At 43.8% G+C, this 20,521-nt stretch carries 18 protein-coding genes and 1 pseudogene; 12 read left to right on the forward strand and 7 right to left on the reverse strand.

Annotated features, from left to right (window positions below):
- Window positions 1-11: 11 nt before the first annotated feature.
- Window positions 12-491: a hypothetical protein gene (locus tag JJQ88_RS19470; protein ID WP_210367703.1), complete on the reverse strand. Its 480-nt coding sequence runs from the start codon at window positions 489-491 to the stop codon at window positions 12-14.
- Window positions 492-1,007: 516 nt separating this feature from the next.
- Between JJQ88_RS19470 and JJQ88_RS19475 the strand changes: the two genes are divergently transcribed.
- The 8 genes from JJQ88_RS19475 to JJQ88_RS19510 all read left to right on the forward strand — a co-directional run bounded on the left by JJQ88_RS19475 (window position 1,008) and on the right by JJQ88_RS19510 (window position 9,509).
- On the forward strand, window positions 1,008-1,763 hold the full coding sequence (locus JJQ88_RS19475; RefSeq protein WP_210367715.1) for a transporter substrate-binding domain-containing protein: 756 nt from the start codon (window positions 1,008-1,010) through the stop codon (window positions 1,761-1,763).
- Between the two features lie 107 nt (window positions 1,764-1,870).
- Window positions 1,871-2,530: an amino acid ABC transporter permease gene (locus tag JJQ88_RS19480; RefSeq protein ID WP_210367704.1), complete on the forward strand. Its 660-nt coding sequence runs from the start codon at window positions 1,871-1,873 to the stop codon at window positions 2,528-2,530.
- A 27-nt stretch (window positions 2,531-2,557) separates the two neighbouring features.
- Window positions 2,558-3,280 (forward strand): amino acid ABC transporter ATP-binding protein, encoded by a 723-nt coding sequence (locus JJQ88_RS19485; protein WP_210367716.1) that lies wholly within the window; start codon window positions 2,558-2,560, stop codon window positions 3,278-3,280.
- 483 nt (window positions 3,281-3,763) lie between these two features.
- Window positions 3,764-5,326, forward strand: coding sequence for a BCCT family transporter (locus JJQ88_RS19490; RefSeq protein ID WP_210367705.1), 1,563 nt, complete (start codon window positions 3,764-3,766; stop codon window positions 5,324-5,326).
- A gap of 134 nt (window positions 5,327-5,460) precedes the next feature.
- Entirely contained in the window at window positions 5,461-6,150 is a 690-nt protein-coding gene (locus tag JJQ88_RS19495) for a DUF975 family protein (protein WP_246861300.1), read from the forward strand.
- Window positions 6,151-6,587: 437 nt separating this feature from the next.
- Complete coding sequence (locus tag JJQ88_RS19500; protein WP_246861301.1) at window positions 6,588-7,139, forward strand: DinB family protein; 552 nt, start codon at window positions 6,588-6,590, stop codon at window positions 7,137-7,139.
- A gap of 298 nt (window positions 7,140-7,437) precedes the next feature.
- Window positions 7,438-7,995 carry an NfeD family protein gene (locus JJQ88_RS19505; RefSeq protein ID WP_210367706.1) on the forward strand — a complete coding sequence of 186 codons (558 nt, stop codon included), beginning with the start codon at window positions 7,438-7,440 and terminating at the stop codon, window positions 7,993-7,995.
- Window positions 7,986-9,509 carry a flotillin family protein gene (locus tag JJQ88_RS19510; protein ID WP_210367707.1) on the forward strand — a complete coding sequence of 508 codons (1,524 nt, stop codon included), beginning with the start codon at window positions 7,986-7,988 and terminating at the stop codon, window positions 9,507-9,509. The genes JJQ88_RS19505 and JJQ88_RS19510 overlap by 10 nt, the downstream gene beginning before the upstream one ends.
- Before the next feature lie 55 nt (window positions 9,510-9,564).
- Here the strand turns inward: JJQ88_RS19510 and JJQ88_RS19515 are convergent, their stop codons facing one another.
- From JJQ88_RS19515 to JJQ88_RS21925, 4 genes and pseudogenes are all read right to left on the reverse strand, one after another.
- Complete coding sequence (locus tag JJQ88_RS19515) at window positions 9,565-11,067, reverse strand: potassium/proton antiporter (RefSeq protein WP_246861302.1); 1,503 nt, start codon at window positions 11,065-11,067, stop codon at window positions 9,565-9,567.
- A 23-nt stretch (window positions 11,068-11,090) separates the two neighbouring features.
- The gene (locus tag JJQ88_RS19520; protein WP_210367708.1) at window positions 11,091-11,342 is read right to left on the reverse strand and encodes a hypothetical protein; all 252 of its coding nucleotides are present in this window, start codon (window positions 11,340-11,342) and stop codon (window positions 11,091-11,093) included.
- Window positions 11,343-11,410: 68 nt separating this feature from the next.
- The gene (locus JJQ88_RS21920) at window positions 11,411-12,358 is read right to left on the reverse strand and encodes a methyl-accepting chemotaxis protein (protein WP_481748323.1); all 948 of its coding nucleotides are present in this window, start codon (window positions 12,356-12,358) and stop codon (window positions 11,411-11,413) included.
- Window positions 12,353-13,294 (reverse strand): annotated as a pseudogene (locus JJQ88_RS21925) (HAMP domain-containing protein); the annotation flags it as partial. The pseudogene JJQ88_RS21925 and the gene JJQ88_RS21920, both read right to left, overlap by 6 nt.
- A 372-nt stretch (window positions 13,295-13,666) precedes the next feature.
- On the opposite strand from JJQ88_RS21925, the gene JJQ88_RS19530 reads away from it, so the two are divergent.
- Window positions 13,667-14,452, forward strand: coding sequence for a TerC family protein (locus JJQ88_RS19530; RefSeq protein ID WP_210367710.1), 786 nt, complete (start codon window positions 13,667-13,669; stop codon window positions 14,450-14,452).
- A 662-nt stretch (window positions 14,453-15,114) separates the two neighbouring features.
- On the opposite strand, the gene JJQ88_RS19535 is transcribed toward JJQ88_RS19530, so the two are convergent.
- On the reverse strand, window positions 15,115-15,348 hold the full coding sequence (locus JJQ88_RS19535; RefSeq protein WP_210367711.1) for a hypothetical protein: 234 nt from the start codon (window positions 15,346-15,348) through the stop codon (window positions 15,115-15,117).
- Window positions 15,349-15,692: 344 nt separating this feature from the next.
- Here JJQ88_RS19535 and JJQ88_RS19540 point away from each other — a divergent pair, with 344 nt between their 5' ends.
- From JJQ88_RS19540 to JJQ88_RS19550, 3 genes are all read left to right on the forward strand, one after another.
- Window positions 15,693-16,994: a hemolysin family protein gene (locus tag JJQ88_RS19540; protein ID WP_210367720.1), complete on the forward strand. Its 1,302-nt coding sequence runs from the start codon at window positions 15,693-15,695 to the stop codon at window positions 16,992-16,994.
- A 479-nt stretch (window positions 16,995-17,473) separates the two neighbouring features.
- Window positions 17,474-18,187 carry a GDSL-type esterase/lipase family protein gene (locus JJQ88_RS19545; protein ID WP_210367712.1) on the forward strand — a complete coding sequence of 238 codons (714 nt, stop codon included), beginning with the start codon at window positions 17,474-17,476 and terminating at the stop codon, window positions 18,185-18,187.
- 138 nt (window positions 18,188-18,325) lie between these two features.
- Window positions 18,326-18,862 carry a M15 family metallopeptidase gene (locus tag JJQ88_RS19550; protein ID WP_210367721.1) on the forward strand — a complete coding sequence of 179 codons (537 nt, stop codon included), beginning with the start codon at window positions 18,326-18,328 and terminating at the stop codon, window positions 18,860-18,862.
- 36 nt (window positions 18,863-18,898) lie between these two features.
- Here the strand turns inward: JJQ88_RS19550 and JJQ88_RS19555 are convergent, their stop codons facing one another.
- Window positions 18,899-20,128, reverse strand: a complete 1,230-nt coding sequence (locus JJQ88_RS19555) for an NAD(P)/FAD-dependent oxidoreductase (RefSeq protein ID WP_210367713.1) — start codon at window positions 20,126-20,128, stop codon at window positions 18,899-18,901.
- Window positions 20,129-20,521: the final 393 nt, after the last annotated feature.

Genomic DNA, 20,521 nt, shown 5'->3' on the forward strand with positions numbered 1-20,521 from the left:
ATATGTTTGTGTCAGCCTGTTAGCTTCGGCCATTCGTTGTACCGCAGAACATAATAAATGGCCAGTCCGTCACTGTAATTGCCTTTTCCATAATCGACAGGAACTAGTGAAAAGGTAGCCAGCCAGACCGAGAAATAAGAGTAACGGAGGAATATAGGATTCTGGCCAATGATTCCCTTTGCGATCAGGACATTGAGAAGGAAGACAGAACCAAGGTTGAAAATGATTCCTCCTGCATGGACAAGGAAATGGGAAAGGCGGGTGTTCCATTTTAAATGGGCATATTCACAATAAGAATCGAGGAAATACATCAGATTCAAACTGAATGGCCCTTTCTTGAAAATCTTTTTACCCCTTCCAAGTGAAAACTTGAATTCACCTCCGAATATCCATGCGAAAAAGGCATGTCCAAGTTCATGGACGAGCGTTACAAAGGGATAGATTAATAGAAGAGCCAAAAGGAAGCTCCATAATTCAGGGAAACCAAACATAAGGCATGTCCCTCCTTGCAATATCTATGGTAATGGTTCCTGACATCAGTCTCAATGTACATGAGTTTACCCATCGTGCACTCCCTTAAACGACTGATGAAAGGGAAAAACAGCTGGCAGTTTCCTCTTCTATTGAATGGGCTTTTTTATGTGTGTTGTCATTTTTTAAGTAAAGTGTTTGTTCATGCCTCTAGCTGCCAGTTCGATTGGCTCCTGCAGCAGGAAGCATAAGGAAGAAGGGGTTCCAGTTATCCGAAAAATCATTTGACAAAGCATTGTCGATAAAGAGGGTTTGATGCCGGATTCAAAGGAAAACGGAGGATTTGACAGTATACCGTTGTATTTTTGAATCTAAAGCAGGAGAGCAGGCGAGAAACTAAAATATGCTTGTATTTGTTTAATTATCAGAAAATTTTAATTTTGCTGTTAAATTACGATAGTGTTACGATTGGTAGGTGGATATGAAGTTTCTAGGGGGGATAGACAAAAGTGAAGAAAATAATCGTGCTTTTTACGATGATGCTTGCTGCTGCCGGATTGCTGGCTGGATGCGGAGAGGAAGAGGCATCTGGGGATGCCAGGAAGCTGGCTGAAAAAGGGAAATTTACCTTTGCAGCATCCGGAGAATTCAAACCATTCAGTGTCACGGATGGGGGAGGAAAGATGACCGGATTCGATATCGATGTCGGTGAAGCGGTCGCAAAGGAACTTGGCCTTGAGCCTAACCAGAAGAAATTCAAGTTTGCCAGTATCGTAGAGGGCGTCAAGTCCGGTCGCTTCGATGCAGCAGTCGCAAGCCATACGATTAATGAGGAACGATTGAAACATGTGAATTTTTCGACTCCATATTATTATTCAGGGCCGCAAATTTTTGTGAAGCCTGGGAGCAAAGTCGAGAAGCTAGACGATTTGAAGGGAAAGGAAATTGCTGTTTCAAAAGGTTCTACATACGCTGCGACTGCGGAAAAGGTAACAGATCATGTAGTGCTTTATGATAGTGACGTAACGGCCTTGGAAGCGTTGGCCAATGGGAGGCATGACGCTGTCATAACGGACTTCATAACAGGTAAAGAAGCGATTGGAGCGAATCTTAAAATCGAGGCGAGGGAACTGCTTGGCCGCAGTGAGCAGGGAATTGCGGTGGCCAAAGAAAACGAAGAGCTGTTGAAGGAAATAAATAAGGCACTAGAGACTTTAAGGGAAAATGGAACATTAAAGAAAATCAGTGAAAAATATTTCGGAGAGGATATCACGGCTGATCCGGGTAAATAGCTGACACTTGAAGCGAATTTGCGGAAATTCTGTGCATTCGTTTTTTTTTTTTTGACAGTCCCTTTCCCCAGGTTTAAAGAGAAAAATTTCAGGGAGTTGATTGAATTTTGCCAAGCATATCGCATGTTGTCGAAGTGTTTCTTTCCACATACGATATTTTCCTGAAAGGCATGCTGCTGACACTCCAAGTCACAGCTATTTCAATCCTGATCGCTATTTTCATTGGATTGTTCTTTGCCTTTTTGAAAATTTCCGGAGTGAAATTATTGGAGATCCTTGCGGATACATATATTTATTTAGTACGGGGAACACCGCTGATTGTCCAGATCTTCATCTTTTACTTTGGATTGAATGATTTGAATATCTCTGCTTTTTGGTCTGTCGGCCTTGCGCTTGCCTTCCATAACGGTGCGTATATCGCAGAAATATTCCGGGGGGCTATCCAATCAATAGACAAGGGGCAAATGGAAGCTGGCCGTTCGCTTGGCATGAGCAAATCGCTCGCTATGCGAAGGATCATCCTTCCCCAGGCTTTCCGCCGTGCCCTTCCCCCGCTCGGGAACCAGTTTATCATCGGCCTTAAGGATTCTTCGCTTGCTGCCTTTATCGGGATGTATGAACTGTTCAATGTCGCGACAACAAAAGGGGCGAACGATTTTGACAATATGACCTATTTGCTGATTGTAGCTGTCTATTATTTATTCCTTGTCTATTTAATATCCTTTATCGTCAGTATGATCGAGAAAAAGCTATCCATCAGTGATTAAGGAGGAACCAAGATGAATGACAAACCAATGGTCAGCGTGAAAAAACTGAATAAGTCCTTTGGCGGTCTCCATGTCCTGAAGGATGTTGATATGACTGTAAGTGAAAGTGATGTAGTCTGCCTTATCGGCGCAAGCGGATCCGGTAAAAGCACCCTGCTCCGCTGCCTGAATTTCCTGGAGGTCAAGGACGATGGGCAGATTTTCATCGAAGGAGAGGAAATCAACGCCGACACACACGACCTGAACAAGATTCGCCAGAAAATAGGCATGGTTTTTCAGCACTTCAATTTATTTCCGCACCAAACGGTGCTCGAAAACATAATTGAAGCCCCTATTCATGTGAAGGGGGTCAAGAGGGACCAGGCAGTCAGGGAAGCAAAGGAACTGCTCAGGAAAGTCGGTCTGTCAGATAAGGAAAAAGTATATCCTTCCAGGCTGTCAGGCGGCCAGAAGCAGCGGGTGGCGATTGCGAGGGCGCTGGCGATGAAGCCGGATATCATGTTATTTGATGAACCAACGTCAGCCCTTGATCCAGAACTTGTCGGTGAAGTGCTGGCAACCATGAAGGAATTGGCGGAAGAAGGAATGACCATGGTGGTCGTTACCCATGAAATGGGCTTCGCCCGTGAGGTTGCGGATTGGGTGGTCTATATGCATCAAGGCAATATAATCGAGGTGGGCCATCCTGATGAAATTTTTGACAGCCCTGCTGAGGAAAGGACCCGGGAATTTTTAAGCCGGACTTATTAGTGTCTATATGATATCCTGCCTCATCTGTTCCTCCGTGCTGCTCAGGATATCCAGCGGAAGATAGAGAAGCGGACCCATTGGGAAGGAAGTCATTCCTTAACAGGCAGTGTTTTGAAAAGGCTGTTTTCTAAAAAGATTGATTTTTTCTGATTCAATTTTAAGAAAAACAGATCGTTTCCGAAAAGATTGATTTGGAACGGCAGGTGCGAGACTCCGGCAGGAACAGCGGGAAAGTTGGGACCCTACAGGCGCTTTTATCAACTTATGCCCCGCGGAAAGCGAGCAGCCTGGATGGTACATCAACCATGTATCAAAAACAGCAAAGTTTATGAAAACAGCCTGTGAAAAAGGTTTATCAATATGGGAGTTCGGGTAAAAAAACTGCGTTAATCCAGAGGGGGGATAAAGGTGTAGGCTTCTTGATGAAACTTAGCATACGTTCCAGGAAATCCTATCTACATATTATCTTATTCGGAGGCTGACATGCTTAAAAATATTTTTTCCAACTTTGTTTTTTCAGTGTCAGCTGCGATCATATTGGTTTTAGTTATTCTAGGGGCAATTATACCGAAGAAATTTGGCATCGTAGCTGGAAAGCTGTTTGACTTCACAACTGTTAACTTTGGATGGTTTTATTTATTGGCGGTTTTTATCATTGTATTATTTTTGATCGGACTTGCGGTCAGCAAGTATGGCGGAATCCGCCTTGGCAGAGAAGGGGAACGTCCGGAATTCTCTTTCTTCACCTGGATTGGGATGCTATTCTCGGCTGGATTTGGTGCCGGCCTGGTGTTCTGGGGTATCGCTGAACCGATGAGCCATTTCTTCTCCACACCATTCGCAAGCGTGGAGGGAGAGTCAAGGACCGCAGCAAGGATTGCCATGGGCTACTCATTCTTCCACTGGGGAGTCAGCCAGTGGTCAGTTTTCGCGATTGTTGGACTGGTCATAGGATTCCTGCAATTCCGCAAACAAAAGGACGGGATGGTGTCGACGGCGCTTGAGCCGGTAACTGGAAACAAACCAGCAGTAAAGAATATCATTGATACGCTTGCTGTCGTCGCCACAGTAATGGGGATTGCGACATCTGTCGGCTTAGGTGTCCTGCAAATGAATGGCGGGATGAATGCTGTTTTTAAAACGGAAAATTCCATTGCCATCCAGATGGCCATCATTTTGGTCATTTTTATCGCTTACATGATCTCCTCCTCGACCGGACTCGATAAAGGAATCAAGATTTTGAGCAACCTGAACCTTGGACTTGCCATCTTCCTGCTGCTGTTCGTTCTTATAGCCGGTCCGACTATATTTATCCTGGAAAGCTTCACCCTGGCGATTGGAGATTATTTTACACATTTCATTGAATACAGCCTGAGGCTTCAGCCTTATCAGGAAGGTAGCTGGAGCCGTGATTGGACGATCTTCTATTGGGCATGGGCGATTGCCTGGTCACCATTCGTCGGGGCATTCGTAGCCCGGGTTTCGAAGGGGAGGACTATCAGGGAATATATTTTAGGGGTTATGGTCATCCCGCCTGCCATAGCCTGCCTATGGATCGCAGTATTCGGCGGAACAGCCTTATGGAATGACTTGAATAAGGATGCTGGCATCGCAGCAGCAGTCGATGCCGATTTGACTTCCGCGCTGTTTAAAACTTTCGAATTCCTGCCATGGACGACAATGCTGTCAGTCATGTCCATCCTATTGATTTTCACCTTCCTGGTTACTTCTGCAGATTCGGCGACATATATACTGGCCAGCATGACGACTTCAGGCAGCTTGAATCCTCCAAGATTCGCGAAAATCGTCTGGGGTTCGCTGATGGCAGCCATTTCCGCCGTGCTATTATATGCAGGAGGACTTGAAGCTCTCCAGACAGCATCATTGATTTCGGCATTGCCATTCACCGTATTGCTCTTGTTGCTGATGTTCTCGACTTTAAAACTGCTTAAAAAAGAACCTTTACCAATCAGGAAGGCGGACTTAAGGAGATTCCGCCGGCTGGAAAAAGCAGCAAACCAAGACGAGGAGAGGAAAAAAGCTTAAGAAAGAAACCGGAAAACGCAGAGTTTTCCGGTTTTTTATGTATTTTTATAAAATAGTTGTTGCATCTGTTAAAAATTTCAAAATATAATAGAAGGGTATGTATTTTTTTTATTTTCAAAGGGGGAAAGTTGTTAATGGATATGAGTATTTCTCAGATCAAAAAAAAGTCATTGGCATCACTGAAAGGAAATTGGGGAAAGGGTGTCCTGCTTACCTTCCTGATTTTCCTGATTACTGCCATTGTGCCGACTATTATTGAAATCATAATCAGCGGTGATATTGTTGAATGGGCAGAGCAATCTGAGACACCCATTGAAGCGGATTTATTGAATATTGTCTTTTCTTTGCTGTTCATTCCGATGACCGTGGCGAGCTACTGGTTCTACCTGGTGATTGCCAGATCGAATCAACCGAAGGTCTCGCAAGTATTTGCCGTCTATAAAGATTTGGGAAAATCCGCAAAGCTGGTGGGCGCCTCAATCCTAATCGGAATCTTTACAATGCTTTGGACATTATTATTGATCATTCCTGGTATAATTAAGGGCCTATCCTATTCACAAACATTCTTCCTGATGAAGGATAACCCACATTATTCGGCGTTAGAGGCAATTACAGAGAGCAAGAATAGAATGAAAGGTTATAAGTGGAGGTTTTTCCTTCTGAACCTCAGCTTCATTGGCTGGGTATTCATTGCGATTTTCACGCTTGGAATCGGCTTCCTGTGGCTGTATCCTTATATTTCAACAGCAAACGCTACATTCTACAATGAACTGATCGCCCCACAGGGAAATGATGATGCAAAGACAGAAGATTTAGCTATTTAAGTTTATTGGATCCCGGCACGAATGATGCCGGGATCCAATTTTTCATAGTAAGAGAATATGGGGAACTCTTTAACTGGTTCTTTGGCTATGTTAAATTTGATTGTTTATTTCCACTCCAGGCACTTTGCTTTCCGCGGGCGTTACTGGGAGCCTCGTCACTTTGCGTCTTCGAAGTCTTCCCTATCCATTGCTCCCACATGACATTGAATGAGCATCCGTGAATTCATTTTCGTGCCTTCCGCTGCTATACCAATACAAATAACTCATGAATGCAGGAAGGATTGCTTAATAACCTGCAGCCGTTTTTCAATGCTCCAAATCAACAAGGAGTCAAAATCAGCATTGTTTTTTCATTATCGATTTAGAAGTAAAAGGAATTTCGATATTTTAAGCGAAGTTAAGTTAGTCTAAGTCTTTATTAGGGAGTGAGGGAGAGAATGGAGTTTGAGATGTCCACCCTATTCGTTATCGATAAAAAAAATGGCTTTAAGCCGGTATTCAGCCATCTTGTCTCGATGATGAATTACACTAGGTATACGACGTTAGAGGCAGTAAAAGGCCTTTCTGTAGAAGAGCTAGATTTTCTCATCCATCGAGATGCAAACTCGATTGGCATGCTGCTTGGCCACATGGCAGCGGTCGAACGGATTTACCAGATTATTTGCTTCGAAGATCGCGAGCCGACTCATGAAGAAGAACAGGAGTTGATTGCCGGCCTTGAACTGGGGGAGAGAGGAAGAAGGGTTTTTAAGGGATTTCCTCTTGAATTTTATCTTGATACCCTTCAGGAAGTCAGGAATGATACTTATAAAAAGTTCCAGTCCCTTACGGATGATTGGCTGTTCAAACAAGCTCTTTTTTGGAGTAACCAGCATGCCAACAACTACTTCAAATGGTTCCATGTCTTCGAGGATGAACTGAACCATCGTGGACAAATCCGGCTGATCAAAAAAATCTTTGCATCGGAAAGACAAAAACTTGAGGAATAGATAACTAAATTTTCCGGACAAGCGGGTTCACAGGAATGATGGTGTTTCCTCCACGGCTTTTGACTCCGGCAATTCAAAAAGAGGCAAGGCAGCGAAAAAGGTATCTCAAAACCGTAAAGAACACATAGTGCCACACTAATGTTTGCAAGGGGTAAGAGCCAACATTAGTGTGGCCATTTTTTTAATAAGTTGAAACCTATTAGTTTTCCAACCGTATTACAATACAAGAAATTATTTACAAGCAGGGGAGGTGAATGGGATAATTCAATAGGAGAGATATGGGAAAAGGGTGAAGATGATGGAACTATTTGGTTTGCCGCTTGAAACGATTTATTTATATGGACTGGTCATTTCTGGAGTAGCCACGATTCTCTATCTGTTTTTTGGTGATATGCTCGCGGGTATTGCGGAAGGCGTTCCGTTTGTCAATCCAACTTTGCTTTTTTCATTCATCACAATTTTTTCTGCAGGGGGCTATCTGGGTGAATTGTTCACTGCATTCAACAGTGCGTTGATCGCAGGATTTTCAGCCATCATTGCTTTTATTTTCGTTACATTATTGAATGTTTTTGTGCTAATCCCACTATCCAATGCAGAGGAATCCCTTGTTTACAAGGAGAGCGATTTGAGGGGCAGGACTGGGACCGTCATTACGCCTATACCGGCAGAAGGATTCGGAGAGGTGTTGGTTGAAAACTTGAGCGGGCGAATCGCCAAGCCTGCGACGAGCTTTTCAAAGACGGATATTCCTAACGGAAAGAAAGTGCTCGTCATTGATGTCGAGAATGGTGTGCTCCAAGTGAAGCTATATGAAGAAATAGAAAATGATATTCAGGGGGAGAAAAAATGGATCTAATGTTCATAGTCATTGGTTTTGTTGTCTTTTTAATCATTGCTCTTGTTGCCGTATTCATTACAAAATATAAAACGGCTGGGCCAGACGAAGCATTGATTGTCACAGGAAGCTTCCTGGGAAACAGGAATGTCCATACTGATGAAGCAAATAATAAAATCAAGATTATCAGGGGTGGAGGTACCTTCATTTTTCCTGTGTTCCAGCAATCACGTCCGTTGAGCCTGCTGTCAAGCAAACTTGAAGTCACGACGCCCGAGGTTTATACAGAACAGGGAGTTCCGGTCATGGCGGATGGAACAGCGATCATAAAAATAGGCGGGTCAATCAGCGAAATCGCGACAGCTGCTGAACAATTCCTCGGCAAAACGAAGGAAGACCGTGAAAATGAGGCTAAGGAAGTGCTTGAAGGCCATCTCCGCTCTATCCTCGGGTCGATGACAGTCGAAGAGATTTACAAGAACCGTGATAAGTTTTCCCAGGAAGTCCAGCGGGTTGCATCTCAGGATCTTGCAAAAATGGGGCTGGTGATCGTTTCATTCACGATCAAGGATGTCCGTGATAAAAACGGCTATCTTGATTCACTAGGAAAGCCAAGGATCGCCCAGGTCAAGCGTGATGCGGATATCGCTACCGCTGATGCGGAGAAGGAGACCCGCATCAAGAAGGCGGAAGCGGATAAGGAAGCAAAAAAGGCTGAATTCGAGCGGGCAACCGAGATTGCGGAAGCAGAAAAGATCAATGGGCTGAAAATGGCTGAATTCCGCCGGGAACAGGACATTGCTAAAGCACGTGCTGACCAGGCATATGATTTGGAGACAGCCCGTGCCCAGCAAGAAGTCACTGAACAGGAAATGCAGGTTAAAATCATCGAGCGCCAGAAGCAGATTGAGCTTGAAGAGAAAGAAATCCTTCGCCGTGAACGGCAATATGATTCTGAAGTGAAGAAAAAGGCGGATGCAGACCGCTATTCCGTTGAACAATCGGCTGAGGCCGAAAAAGCGAAGCAAATCGCCGAAGCGGATGCGAATAAATATCGCATCGAGGCGATGGCACGTGCGGAGGCAGAGAGAGTCAGGATGGACGGTTTGGCTAAAGCTGATGCCGAAAAAGCCAAGGGTGAAACAGAGGCAGAAATCATCCGCCTGAAAGGGGTCGCAGAAGCTGAAGCGAAACAGAAGATCGCAGAGGCCTTTGAGCAGTTTGGCCAGGCTGCGATTCTCGATATGACCATAAAAATGCTCCCAGAATATGCGAAGCAAGTTGCAGCTCCACTCGGGAACATTGACAAGATTACAGTTGTTGATACTGGAGGCAGCGATTCGAATGGCGGAGCGAACAAAGTCACTGGCTATGCAACCAATTTGATGGCCACGCTCCAGGAATCCCTGAAAGCTTCATCTGGAATTGACGTCAAGGAGCTGATCGAGAACTTTTCAGGGAAAGGGAATATCCGCGAAAGCATCGATGCCCTTAAGATGGAGATTGGTGAGAAAAAAGAAACAATAGAGCAATAATTGAGGAGGTGCCTTGCCCCCGGAAGTGAATCTGGGGTCAGGCACCTTTTTGTGTTCATTCGAACTTTAATGTATTTTGTTTATATTCGGCCTTTTCATTAAGCAGCTTTTTTAGCTGAGGTTTATTTTTCCTTGCCGAGAGGATATAGAGGAAGTCCCCGGCCATGACAGAGGTATTTCCTGTTGGAGCGATGAGCTTTTCATTGCGGATGATTGCATTGACGAGCGACCCTTCCGGGAAAGGGATATCTGTTAGCTTTTTACCGACAATCGCACTATCTGCTTTCATCTCGTACTCAATCATTTCAGCATCCGCTTTCCCGAGGGAAATCAATTCCAGCGAGTGGAGCGGCGTTGTTTTCTTTGGCCCTGTCAAATGAAGTTTTTCCGCTAAATAAGGAATCGTTGAGCCCTGGATCAACGCGCTCGTCAGGACGACGAAAAAGACAATATTAAACATTTCCGCACTTCCCTCGATTCCTGCCAGCAGGGGGAAAGTGGCAAGGACAATCGGCACTGCACCCTTCAAGCCTGCCCAGGATAGAAAAAGGCGTTCTTTATTGGTGAACTTCATACTGATGGTTGATAGATAGACGGCCGCTGGCCTGGCAACCAGCATGAGGATCGCTGAGACGAGGATGCCCTTTACAAGTACCTCCGGTCTGAACAAGTGAGAAGGAAACACTAATAATCCAAGGATAACAAACATCAGGATTTGCATCATCCAGGCAAATCCTTCAGAAAAACGGATAATGGAGTGGCGGTAGACTACTTCGGCATTGCCGATGATGATGGCCGCGACATAGACCGCGAGCAGGCCGCTGCCCTGGAAAAAAGAAGCAAGACCGTAGGTCAGCATGGCAAAAGCTGTGGCGAATACAGGGTAGAGGCCCCCTGAGTCAAGATTGATGGAATTCAGCGCTCGGACAGCTATTTTGCCAAGCACAAATCCTATTATAAGGCCCAAACCCATCTGCAGGAAGAAATCCCCGATCATCGAGGTGATTTTTGCATCTTGCGCTGTAATTAGCTCGACCATCGCTACTGTTAAAAATACGGCCATCGGATCGTTTGAGCCTGATTCTGCTTCGAGTGTCGAACGAAGCTTTGGCGTTATATTATGGCCCTTAAGGACAGCAAAAACGGCTGCGGCATCAGTCGAGCCGACGATTGCCCCAAAGAGCAGTGCTTCCTGCCAATCCAGTCCAACAATTGTTTTGGCCGCGACTGCGACGATTCCGGATGTGATCAAGACACCAGCCGTCGCCAATGACAATGAAGGTACCATCACCGGCCTGACATCCTTCCAATCTGTTTGCAGGCCGCCTTCAAACAAGATAATGACCAACGCCACCACGCCAATCAATTGAGCGAGTGCCGCATTATCGAAATAGATGAATCCAAGGATATCGCTTCCCATCACCATTCCCACCAGGATGAACAGGATCAGGGAAGGTACCCCAAGGCGTGATGAAAATCTCGTTGTCAGGACTCCCGCAATGAATAGGATCGCGGCAAGCAAAATGAATGAATTTGTTGTGAGAATATGTTCTTCCAATGAAATTCCCCCTCTGTATGTTTTTATTGATCAAGCAGTGTCCACTCTGCATGGATTTTTAAGATTATGTATGGCGCAGACGATTGAAAGGAGAGTGTCGACGAAATGGTAGTGAATGTCTTGATCATGTAAAAAGTCATGGGATAAAGTTCAAAAAAAAATGAGGTTTTTAGATAATCCGCATGCGATTCATCGCTAAGATTGAAATAGGATGCCGGGCGGTATCCTATTTCATCATAACATATTGCGGTTGCTTCGAAAATGATCCGGCTCAACCGTCAACTTCCAGAAAAATAAACTTGCTTCGGGACATTCTTAAGAAAAACGAGCCTCCACAATGGCTTTATAGTCTGAAATTATTTGCCAGGTTTTCCAATTCCTCAGCGGTTTGCTGCAGTACTCTGGTTGTTTCGTTAACGTTTTCAGCGTTCTGTAATTGTTCCTGCATTGACCTTTCAGACTGGCTTGTTCCTGCGGCAATTTGCTGTGAAGCCTGTGAAACTGTATCAAGTGAGTCCGTGATTTGTTCGATTGCAATGACCTGCTGCTCGATGGCCGAGGCAATATTGTTCGAGTTATCTTCGATTTCAAGAGTCGTTTCATAAATATTCTGCAATGTATTTTTCGCATTTGCGGACAAATTTTTATTATACTGGACAGCTTCCCTTGTTTTAGCAATATAATTGACGGCATCCTGGGTGTTTTTCACATTTTCATTCACGATTGATATGATCGTGGAAGCAGATTTCGCACTTTCTTCAGCAAGCTTCCGCACTTCATTGGCAACAACGGCAAAACCTTTGCCATGTTCTCCTGCCCTTGCAGCTTCGATGGCCGCGTTTAGGGCTAATAGATTGGTCTGGTCCGAAATAGTGTTGATGATTTTAACAAACTGCGTAATCTTATCTGATTGTTTTTCAAGCATCATTATGATCCCAGCAAGTTTGTTCGTGTTTTCTTCCACAGCTTCAAGGCCCTCAAGCATTTCATCAATTCTGACCGTGCCTTCTTTGGAAATGGCTGTTGAGTTTTTTGCAATATAGCTTGCCTGCTGCGCGGAGGCATTAATTTCTTCGATTCCCGCATTGATTTCTTCTAGTGTTGCCTGCATCTCTTCGATGTTTGCGTTTTGCTCTTGCGTACTTGCAGCAGCCTGCTGATTCGCTTGGGCCAATTCCCTGATTTCTTCTACAGATATGGAAGATACCTTTGTAAGGGATTCCGTCTCTCTCGTGACTTCCCTTGAGCTTGCTTGTACCTGTGAAACGATGTTTCGGAGCGAATCCGTCATGACATTGATGCTCTCAGCCAGGGCCCCGACTTCGTCCCTGGCTGAAACGGACAGATTTTTTTGCGATAGATTGCCATTGGCGATTTTGGCAGTCAATACCGTAATTTCATTAAGCGGCTTGATCAGCACGGATACGACATAGTACATGGCTCCGCTTGAGAGGGCAAGGATCGTTAGGGATAGGTACCAGATTCCCCTAACCTCTTCTTTGATTTTTTTGTTGATTTGTGACACATCGAAATCAACCCCGTATAGAGCGATGACTTTTCCACTCATATTGCTGATTGGCGCGAAACCGGTAATTTTTTCTACGGACTCCGTTTTATAAACCTCTGTAGTTGCCCGTTCATTTTCCTTGATGGCCAGCTTAGCTGCCCGATTGTAGGCCGAACCGCCTGAGTATTCGGAACCGTAGGAAACATCCTTGCTCATCATCGAAGAACTCAATGTTGGCATGGTCAATTTGTCTCCATCCAGGGTAAGGATGTAAAGGCTATGTATGAACGGATTTTCTTTGATGATTTGGTCCATTTGTTTTTGTTGTGTGACGACTCCTGGATTATTAATAGAAGGATTGGAAATGATAGCCTGCGCTTTTCCGGGTGATATCCGTTCAGCCAGCAAACTGGAAATGGTGTTTAATTCCGCTTCCATCGAATCGAGATTGCTCCTCTTGATGACATGTTGGGCATAGAGGGCGGAGGCCATGGCCATGATCAGCATGGAGATGACACTCAGGACCACGATTTTAAATTTCAATGATATGTATTTCTTTTTGCCTTTTTGCTCCTTCACAGGTGCAGTGCTGGCCAGTTTCATCTTTCTCTTCTTTTTGAAAAGCAATTCGTCCACTCCCCTTGTTTCTCTACCATGTCGAAAAAGTTTTCCATAATTGAATATACTTACCATTATTAATGGAAACATGACTTTTGTCATAGTTCAATAGTTTTTTAAAAAATATTTCGTGAATTTCGACATGTGCTAATTCAGTAGAATATTCTATCAACTATATTTTCGGCAAGATTCTCTCAACCTTAAGGCGGTTATATATAAATTGACAGATCCATCATTTTTGTTTATATTATTCTTATTCGAATATTCTCTTTTAAAGGGGAGTAGCTGTTACAGTAAAGTCGTCATTACGGGATTCCGGTCTCCGGCTTTATTGGCAACGTGAACGTTGTTGGCAAGACCTTTACTATTTTGGTAAGGGTCTTTTTCTATGTATTTAAGGCCTTTATCACTGTGGTAAGGGCCTTTTTCATTGGCTGCAGGAATATTTGGAAAAAACGTAACAGGAGGATTTCTATGGATATAACACTATTACTGGAATATGGATGGGTGCTTCTTGTACTTATTGCTCTTGAAGGACTCTTGGCGGCCGACAATGCATTAGTCCTTGCAATCATGGTAAGGCACTTGCCAGAGGAAAGCCGGAAAAAAGCTTTATTTTACGGGTTAGCGGGGGCTTTCGTTTTCCGTTTCGTTTCATTGTTCGCAATTTCGTTCCTTGTTGATGTATGGCAAGTCCAGGCAATTGGGGCGTTATACCTGTTGTTCATGTCATTGAACCATATCGTCCGGAAAGTCTTTATTAAAAATAGAGGGGACAAGGAAGGGACGCAAAAAACTGATGAAAGGAAGAAGAGTGGTTTCTGGATGACTGTTTTAAAGGTCGAGCTATCGGATATTGCTTTTGCAGTAGATTCAATCCTTGCAGCTGTGGCGCTAGCAGTTATGCTTCCGGATACTCCGCTCCCGCAAATTGGCGGACTAGATGGAGGAAAATTCCTTGTCATTTTTGCAGGTGGGATGATTGGATTGATTATTATGCGTTTCGCTGCCAATATGTTTGTCAAGCTTCTTCATAGCCGGCCCGGCCTTGAAATTGCCGCATTCGGCATTGTTGGATGGGTTGGCGTTAAGCTGGCAGTCTATACTCTTTCGCATCCAGCCTTAGGGGTATTGAATGAGAGCTTCGCCCATTCAATGGAATGGAAAGTAAGCTTTTATGTTGTATTGATCGGGATTGCAGTTGCAGGCTGGTTCCTGTCAAAGGATAAGAAGTCCGGAACAGAAAAGATGGCATCCTGATAAAACGCGAGAGCTGCTCAGGATAAACAAGCCAATCGGGACAGTATCCAAAGTTTGGCAATGTGATTCTTATGCTGGCAAATACAAAGTGAACAAGGGAAACCCTGATTGATAGGGCTTCCCTTGATTATCTTTCCATATTAGCTAAAAGAATTCTCAATAGTATCAGAAGCTTGGGAAGAAGAATAAAATTAATGCAGCAAACAGGGAAGAGCTTGCCCAGGTTATGAATAGTTTTTTCTCTATCTTCATCGAAGCATCAACAGTATGAACAAGTGATAGCACAAAGAGGTTTATAAGAAACAAAAAGTAATAAGCTGCAATAAATAAAATCCATTTATGCGAAGCAATCAAATTTTGAAGAGTTGTCGCAAAAAACAAGAAAATGAATAGGAAGAATGAAATCACCAACCATATAAAAATGACGATGAACATTTTATTCCAAACCTTGTGCTCCATAAACCCTTCGCCTTTTTTTGCGTAATTATAAATGAATTGGTTACATACAAAAAGCAGGATTGAAATGGCGATAGCGAAAATCAATTGTTTTATGACAACATTTTCGATCCTTATTTTACCGTGTTGAAAATGATAATTAGCTATGAAGGTAAAGAGAAACAAAACCAGGATATTGAAAGATTGTTTGAGAGTATATTTCTTCATTATACTTTCACTGATAATGCTTTTTTTAATACTTTTTTCACTTTAAATGCACCCCACAGGACAATCGTTACTGTTATGGCAGAAATAGTATATTGCAGGAGGTTTGCCATTTCTATACTATTTGCTGCGTGAGTTTCTGGCGTGTAAATGTAAGTTAAAATAATACCTTGGACTAAGTCAGCTAGGCCGATTGAAATGAATACTACGATAAATAATCCCATTAATTTTTTCATCTTCCTTCCTCCTTATCACTTTGCTTCTACGAAATAGTAACGAAAAGGTTTCAAACCATCTTGATCCTTATACTCGATTCACCCAAGGTCCAAGCAGGAAGGACTTGAAACAGTTGTTTTTAAATGGCCCCTTCTTTGTGTACTAATGCCTTAATGTTTATGTTTTCTGCCATGCCAGCGGGAATCTGCTGTCAATGACTGCGATTTTCAATGTATATGCGTTAGTTGGCCGCGATAAGGGTATAATTTAAAAACAAACGTTAATGTGAATCGTTTATCATGCATCATCGAACCTATTTTATTGCAACAGGAGGTGTTTGCCTTACCATAGTAAGGCTTGCCAATTGATCCTTACAAACTTGCTGCTAGTGGCATTATTGATTGCATTGACAGGTTTTTTTGTAGCAACAGAATTCGCGATTGTGAAAGTCAGGAGTTCAAGGATAGACCAGTTGATTACTGAGGGGAGGAAAGGGGCACAGGCCGCAAAACATGTAATTACCCATTTGGATGAGTATCTTTCAGCATGCCAGCTAGGAATCACCATAACTGCTTTGGGGCTTGGATGGCTCGGGGAACCGACAGTTGAGGATATCCTTCATCCGCTATTTGAAAAATGGAATATGAATGAATCGCTAGCCGGGATCTTATCCTTTGGAATCGCTTTTGCATCGGTGACATTCCTGCACGTCGTTGTCGGAGAATTGGCGCCTAAGACGATTGCGATCCAGAAAGCGGAATCGATTGCACTCAGCTTTGCACGGCCGATCATCTTGTTTTATAAAATTATGTATCCATTCATATGGGTATTGAATGGTTCTGCGCGGCTCCTCGCAGGATTATTTGGTTTGCAGCCTGCGTCAGAGCATGATGTGGCCCACTCTGAGGAAGAACTGAGGATCCTTTTGTCGGAGAGCTATGAAAGCGGGGAAATTAACCAAAGCGAGTTGAAATACGTTAATAATATTTTTGAATTCGATGAGCGGATCGCAAAGGAAATCATGGTACCGAGGACGGAAATTGTTGGTCTGGATATCTCTGATTCCATTGAGACAATCATCGGGATTATCCAGGAGGAAAAATATACACGCTATCCGGTAATTGATGGAGAGAAGGACAATGTATTAGGGATGATCAATATCAAGGAAATCCTTACTGCCAAACTGACGGAAACGGAATATCGAAGGGAAGCTGTCCTGCAGGACTTTTTGAAGCCAATCATCCGTGTCATTGAAACGGTGCCGATCCATGATCTACTCGTTAAAATGCAGAAAGAACGGATCCACATGGCAATTCTGCTGGATGAATACGGCGGAACATCCGGGCTGGTGACAGTGGAGGACATACTTGAAGAAATTGTCGGCGATATCCGTGATGAATTCGATGCTGACGAGGTCGCAGAAATCAGGAAGGTGGCTGATGATCATTATTTGTTCAGTTCCAGGATATTGATAGAAGAAGTCAATGACCTTCTTGGCATTCATTTGGACGAAGAAGATGTCGACACGCTTGGCGGCTGGTTCATGACCAGGAAGATGGATGCTGAAGTTGGTGACGAATTAATAGAAGAGGGATATCGCTTTAAGGTAAGAGAAATTGATGAATACCACATTCTTTATTTAGAAGTGACAAAAGCCAATGATTAAAGATCCATTGCGGGGCTTTTTTATTCAAGGATTTTGGGAGAAGTACTGATTGGAATGGAGATGCAAGGACTTCCGTGACTGAATATCCTTCGTGCGCAGGACAACGGTCTATGCCCCGTGGAAACTGCCGCAGTGCCTAAGTTTGAGGTGCCTGATGGAAGGGCTGCGGATGGTTTGAACGGTGAACGGACAAAATCGTGAAAATGACCTCGGCCATATCTGGAGTGCGGCTTTTTAAAGATAAACAAAGTAAAGAAAGACGCCTTGTTGGCGTCTTTCCTGCGTATTGAGGCGGCCAGGCTGCACGCCACATCGTGCATTTCCAATAGGAGTGCCGGCCGGCTTACACAATTCAGCTCATCGCTCAATCACTATACCATTCAATAGGGGAGCAAAGCAAGAGGGAAAATTAAATATGGTTTAAGGACTTTAAGGAACCGGGTAAAAACAATAGGAATAAAACAGAGAAGGGAAACAACATGAAAATAAAGACAGCATGGATCATTTTTATCATCGCTTTGATTGCTACCCTCACTGCTTTTTCCATCTATGATGGGAAAACAGAGAAGGAGGGGGAGGACAAGCTGGTTGTAGCGTTTGGGGACTCACTGACGTACGGCTATGGCGATGAGAAGGGAAGAGGGTATATCGACACCCTTGAGAAAAAATTGAATATCCAAAACAGAGAGGATTATCATTTTACAAATGAGGCAATTTACGGTCTTGAATCCTCCGGAATTTTGGATCAGCTTGCGGATATCCGCATCAGCAGCAAACTGGACGAAGCGGATTACTTCCTCTTGTTCATTGGGACGAATGATTTGATCAACAGCAACGGGGGCAATTTGGCTAATATTGACCCTGAATCAATTGAAAAAGGCCAGGAGGTTTACCTTCAGAACCTTGAGGCTATTTTGGATAACCTGGAGGAAAGCAGTAGCGGCGCTCCCATCCTCTTGCTTGGATTATACAATCCATATCCGGATTCAAACCGGATTGAAGCCATCATCGATGAGTGGAACAAAGAAATCATCAGGCTTGCAAAAGAAGATAAAAAGATCACTTACATTCCGACAAATGATCTATTCAAAGGAAAAGGGAAGAAAGAATATTTCAGTGATTCGCTCCACCTGAACAGCAAAGGCTACAACCTTGTTGCCAACCGGATACTCGAACGATACCCATTTCAATAAAGACCCGGTAAGCCTGGCAGATTCTCTGCCGGGCTTTTTTAATTGAAACCAACCTGCTCGGGAATTCGTTATATAGAGTAAGTAAGTAAATTTGAAAGGAAATGCAAAGTGAAGAAGAAACTTTTCGGCAGTGTGCCAATGACGTTTGTGCTGGTTCTGATCGTTTTCTTTTTATATTATCAGTTCATTATGAATCCCGGAGTGAACGAAGATGCCCCGCTGCCAGACGGCTTGCATCCTGCCGTCGATCACAATAAAAACCTTTTGATCAGCAAGGCAGGAGATAAAGGGATCAAAGTCATCATAACAGATGGATTCCGCAGTATCCCGGAGCAGGATAGTTTATACGAAAAAGGCAGGTCGGACGAAGGGGAAATTGTCACCCATGCAAAGGGCGGGGAATCCTATCATAACTTTGGGCTCGCCATTGATTTTGCGATTTTGAACAATGCCGGGAGCCCTATATGGGATACAGATTATGATGGGAATGGCAATAGCCAGTCGGATTGGATGGAGGTGGTCGCCATCGCAAAGGAGCTTGGCTTTGAATGGGGTGGCGATTGGGAGCATTTCAAGGATTATCCGCACCTTGAAATGAACTTTGGGCTGAGCACGAATGAATTGATGCAAGGGAAGCGGCCGCCCGATGGCGCGCTGGCCTCATCACAGGATTAGCATGAAAAAAGCATCGGCAATGCCGATGCTTTCTAATTATTTGTGGTTGGAAACTGCCACTTTCTGATGGGGCTTCCCGGTTTTGAAGAATTGTTTGAGGATTAGCGATGGCCCTCCCAGTACAAAAAGGTACCTTGCTTCAATGACCTGTTTCATGAAAGCGGCGAATAGTCCACTGATTTTCAATCCAAACACTTTTCCTACCGCAACCTTATTGCCAATGGAAGCAACGGTTCCTTTATGATGGTATTCGAAGGCCTTCAAAGGCTCACCTCGAAGGCAGGCAATAATATTTGGCCCGCAAACCTCTGCTTGCTGGATGGCAACTTGGGCTGTTGGCGGCAGGCAATTGGTTTCATCCTTCCGGAAGAAGGCCGCATCACCGATGCAAAATACATTTTCCATTCCTTCCACCAGAAGGTTGGAATCGACGGGAATCCTTCCCTTCTTGATTGGCACAGCCAAGTTTTCCAATAGTCTATTTCCCCGTACTCCGCCTGACCAAATCAATGTCCTTGATGGCAGTTTAGCGCCATTATCGAGCGAGATGGAGGTTGGAGAACATTCGAGTATTTTTGTTGAAGTCATTAACTCAACACCATGCTTTTTCAGATAGTCAGTGGTGAATTTGATTGCTTCCTGATCGAATCCCGGTAATAGGGTATCGGAGGCTTCGATGTTAATGATCCTGGTTTCGGCCAACGGAATATTGTAGGTTTTGCACAGCTCAGGAATTGCTTCCACTAATTCACCGACCATCTCGATGCCAGTGAATCCTGCGCCAGCTATCGCAAAGGTCAGCCTTGAAGGGTCATGGTCTTCCTTGTAGGCTGCGAATTGTCTCAGCAGATGATTGTAAATGGCTTTAGTGCTTCTGAAGCTGCTGATCTTGAATGCATTTTCCTCTACCCCAGGTATTCTGAAGGTGTCCACTTCAAAGCCAAGGCAAATTACCAAGTAATCATATTCCACTTTTTCTCCCGATTCGAGGATAACCTGCTTGTTTTTGAAATCAGCATCCTTAATGGTCCCTTTCTTGAATTGAACCTTATTCGTCTTCAGCAAATCAGGTATATGGAGAGTAATCCTTTCGTCAGAAGCGGTTCCGGCGCCAGTCTTATGAAGCTGGGTCGAAATATAGTGGTAATCGTGCTTATTGATGAGAGTGACTTCCGCTTCGCCATTCCTCAGCTTCTTCTCCAACTGACGGCTGGTAATCAAGCCTCCATACCCTGCACCGAGAATCACGATTTTTGGAGTTTTCATTTTTATTCCTTCTTTCTTGGTAAGTTATCATGTGAATGATTTCACATAAAGACGCAAAAAAAAAATGAATGAACATGGTGATAGAAAGACGCCCTAATGTGAACTATTTCACAATCATTTCTTTATTAATATCTTACGATAAATAGTTCTTTTCTGCAAGGAAAAAATCAGGTTAATTTTAACAAAATATCGACACGAGTTTCGTTATAATTGATGAGATTGAGCGGGGGAGGATTCAATAACACAGCTGGTAAAGACAGACCTCTTGGCAAAAAGCGGATTCTTGGTGACTATTCCAGTGTATTTCCGCTAAAAGAAAGAGGGTGTCCCAAAAGTATAAACTTTTGGGCACCCTCTTTATTTTTGAGACTGCTTGGAAAATAGTCCGTTGAT

Origin of the sequence: Bacillus sp. REN3, from assembly GCF_017912555.1 — a bacterium.
Lineage (GTDB): Bacteria > Bacillota > Bacilli > Bacillales > Cytobacillaceae > Mesobacillus.

Bases quoted from the DNA above. Each gene is read 5' to 3' on its own strand.
- JJQ88_RS19470 (WP_210367703.1), bottom strand. From the start codon at position 491: ATGTTTGGTTTCCCTGAATTATGGAGCTTCCTTTTGGCTCTTCTATTA.
- JJQ88_RS19475 (WP_210367715.1), top strand. From the start codon at position 1,008: ATGATGCTTGCTGCTGCCGGATTGCTGGCTGGATGCGGAGAGGAAGAG.
- JJQ88_RS19485 (WP_210367716.1), top strand. From the start codon at position 2,558: ATGGTCAGCGTGAAAAAACTGAATAAGTCCTTTGGCGGTCTCCATGTC.
- JJQ88_RS19490 (WP_210367705.1), top strand. From the start codon at position 3,764: ATGCTTAAAAATATTTTTTCCAACTTTGTTTTTTCAGTGTCAGCTGCG.
- JJQ88_RS19495 (WP_246861300.1), top strand. From the start codon at position 5,461: ATGGATATGAGTATTTCTCAGATCAAAAAAAAGTCATTGGCATCACTG.
- JJQ88_RS19500 (WP_246861301.1), top strand. From the start codon at position 6,588: ATGGAGTTTGAGATGTCCACCCTATTCGTTATCGATAAAAAAAATGGC.
- JJQ88_RS19505 (WP_210367706.1), top strand. From the start codon at position 7,438: ATGGAACTATTTGGTTTGCCGCTTGAAACGATTTATTTATATGGACTG.
- JJQ88_RS19510 (WP_210367707.1), top strand. From the start codon at position 7,986: ATGGATCTAATGTTCATAGTCATTGGTTTTGTTGTCTTTTTAATCATT.
- JJQ88_RS21920 (WP_481748323.1), bottom strand. From the start codon at position 12,358: ATGACGGATTCGCTCCGAAACATCGTTTCACAGGTACAAGCAAGCTCA.
- JJQ88_RS19530 (WP_210367710.1), top strand. From the start codon at position 13,667: ATGGATATAACACTATTACTGGAATATGGATGGGTGCTTCTTGTACTT.
- JJQ88_RS19535 (WP_210367711.1), bottom strand. From the start codon at position 15,348: ATGAAAAAATTAATGGGATTATTTATCGTAGTATTCATTTCAATCGGC.
- JJQ88_RS19545 (WP_210367712.1), top strand. From the start codon at position 17,474: ATGAAAATAAAGACAGCATGGATCATTTTTATCATCGCTTTGATTGCT.
- JJQ88_RS19550 (WP_210367721.1), top strand. From the start codon at position 18,326: ATGACGTTTGTGCTGGTTCTGATCGTTTTCTTTTTATATTATCAGTTC.
- JJQ88_RS19555 (WP_210367713.1), bottom strand. From the start codon at position 20,128: ATGAAAACTCCAAAAATCGTGATTCTCGGTGCAGGGTATGGAGGCTTG.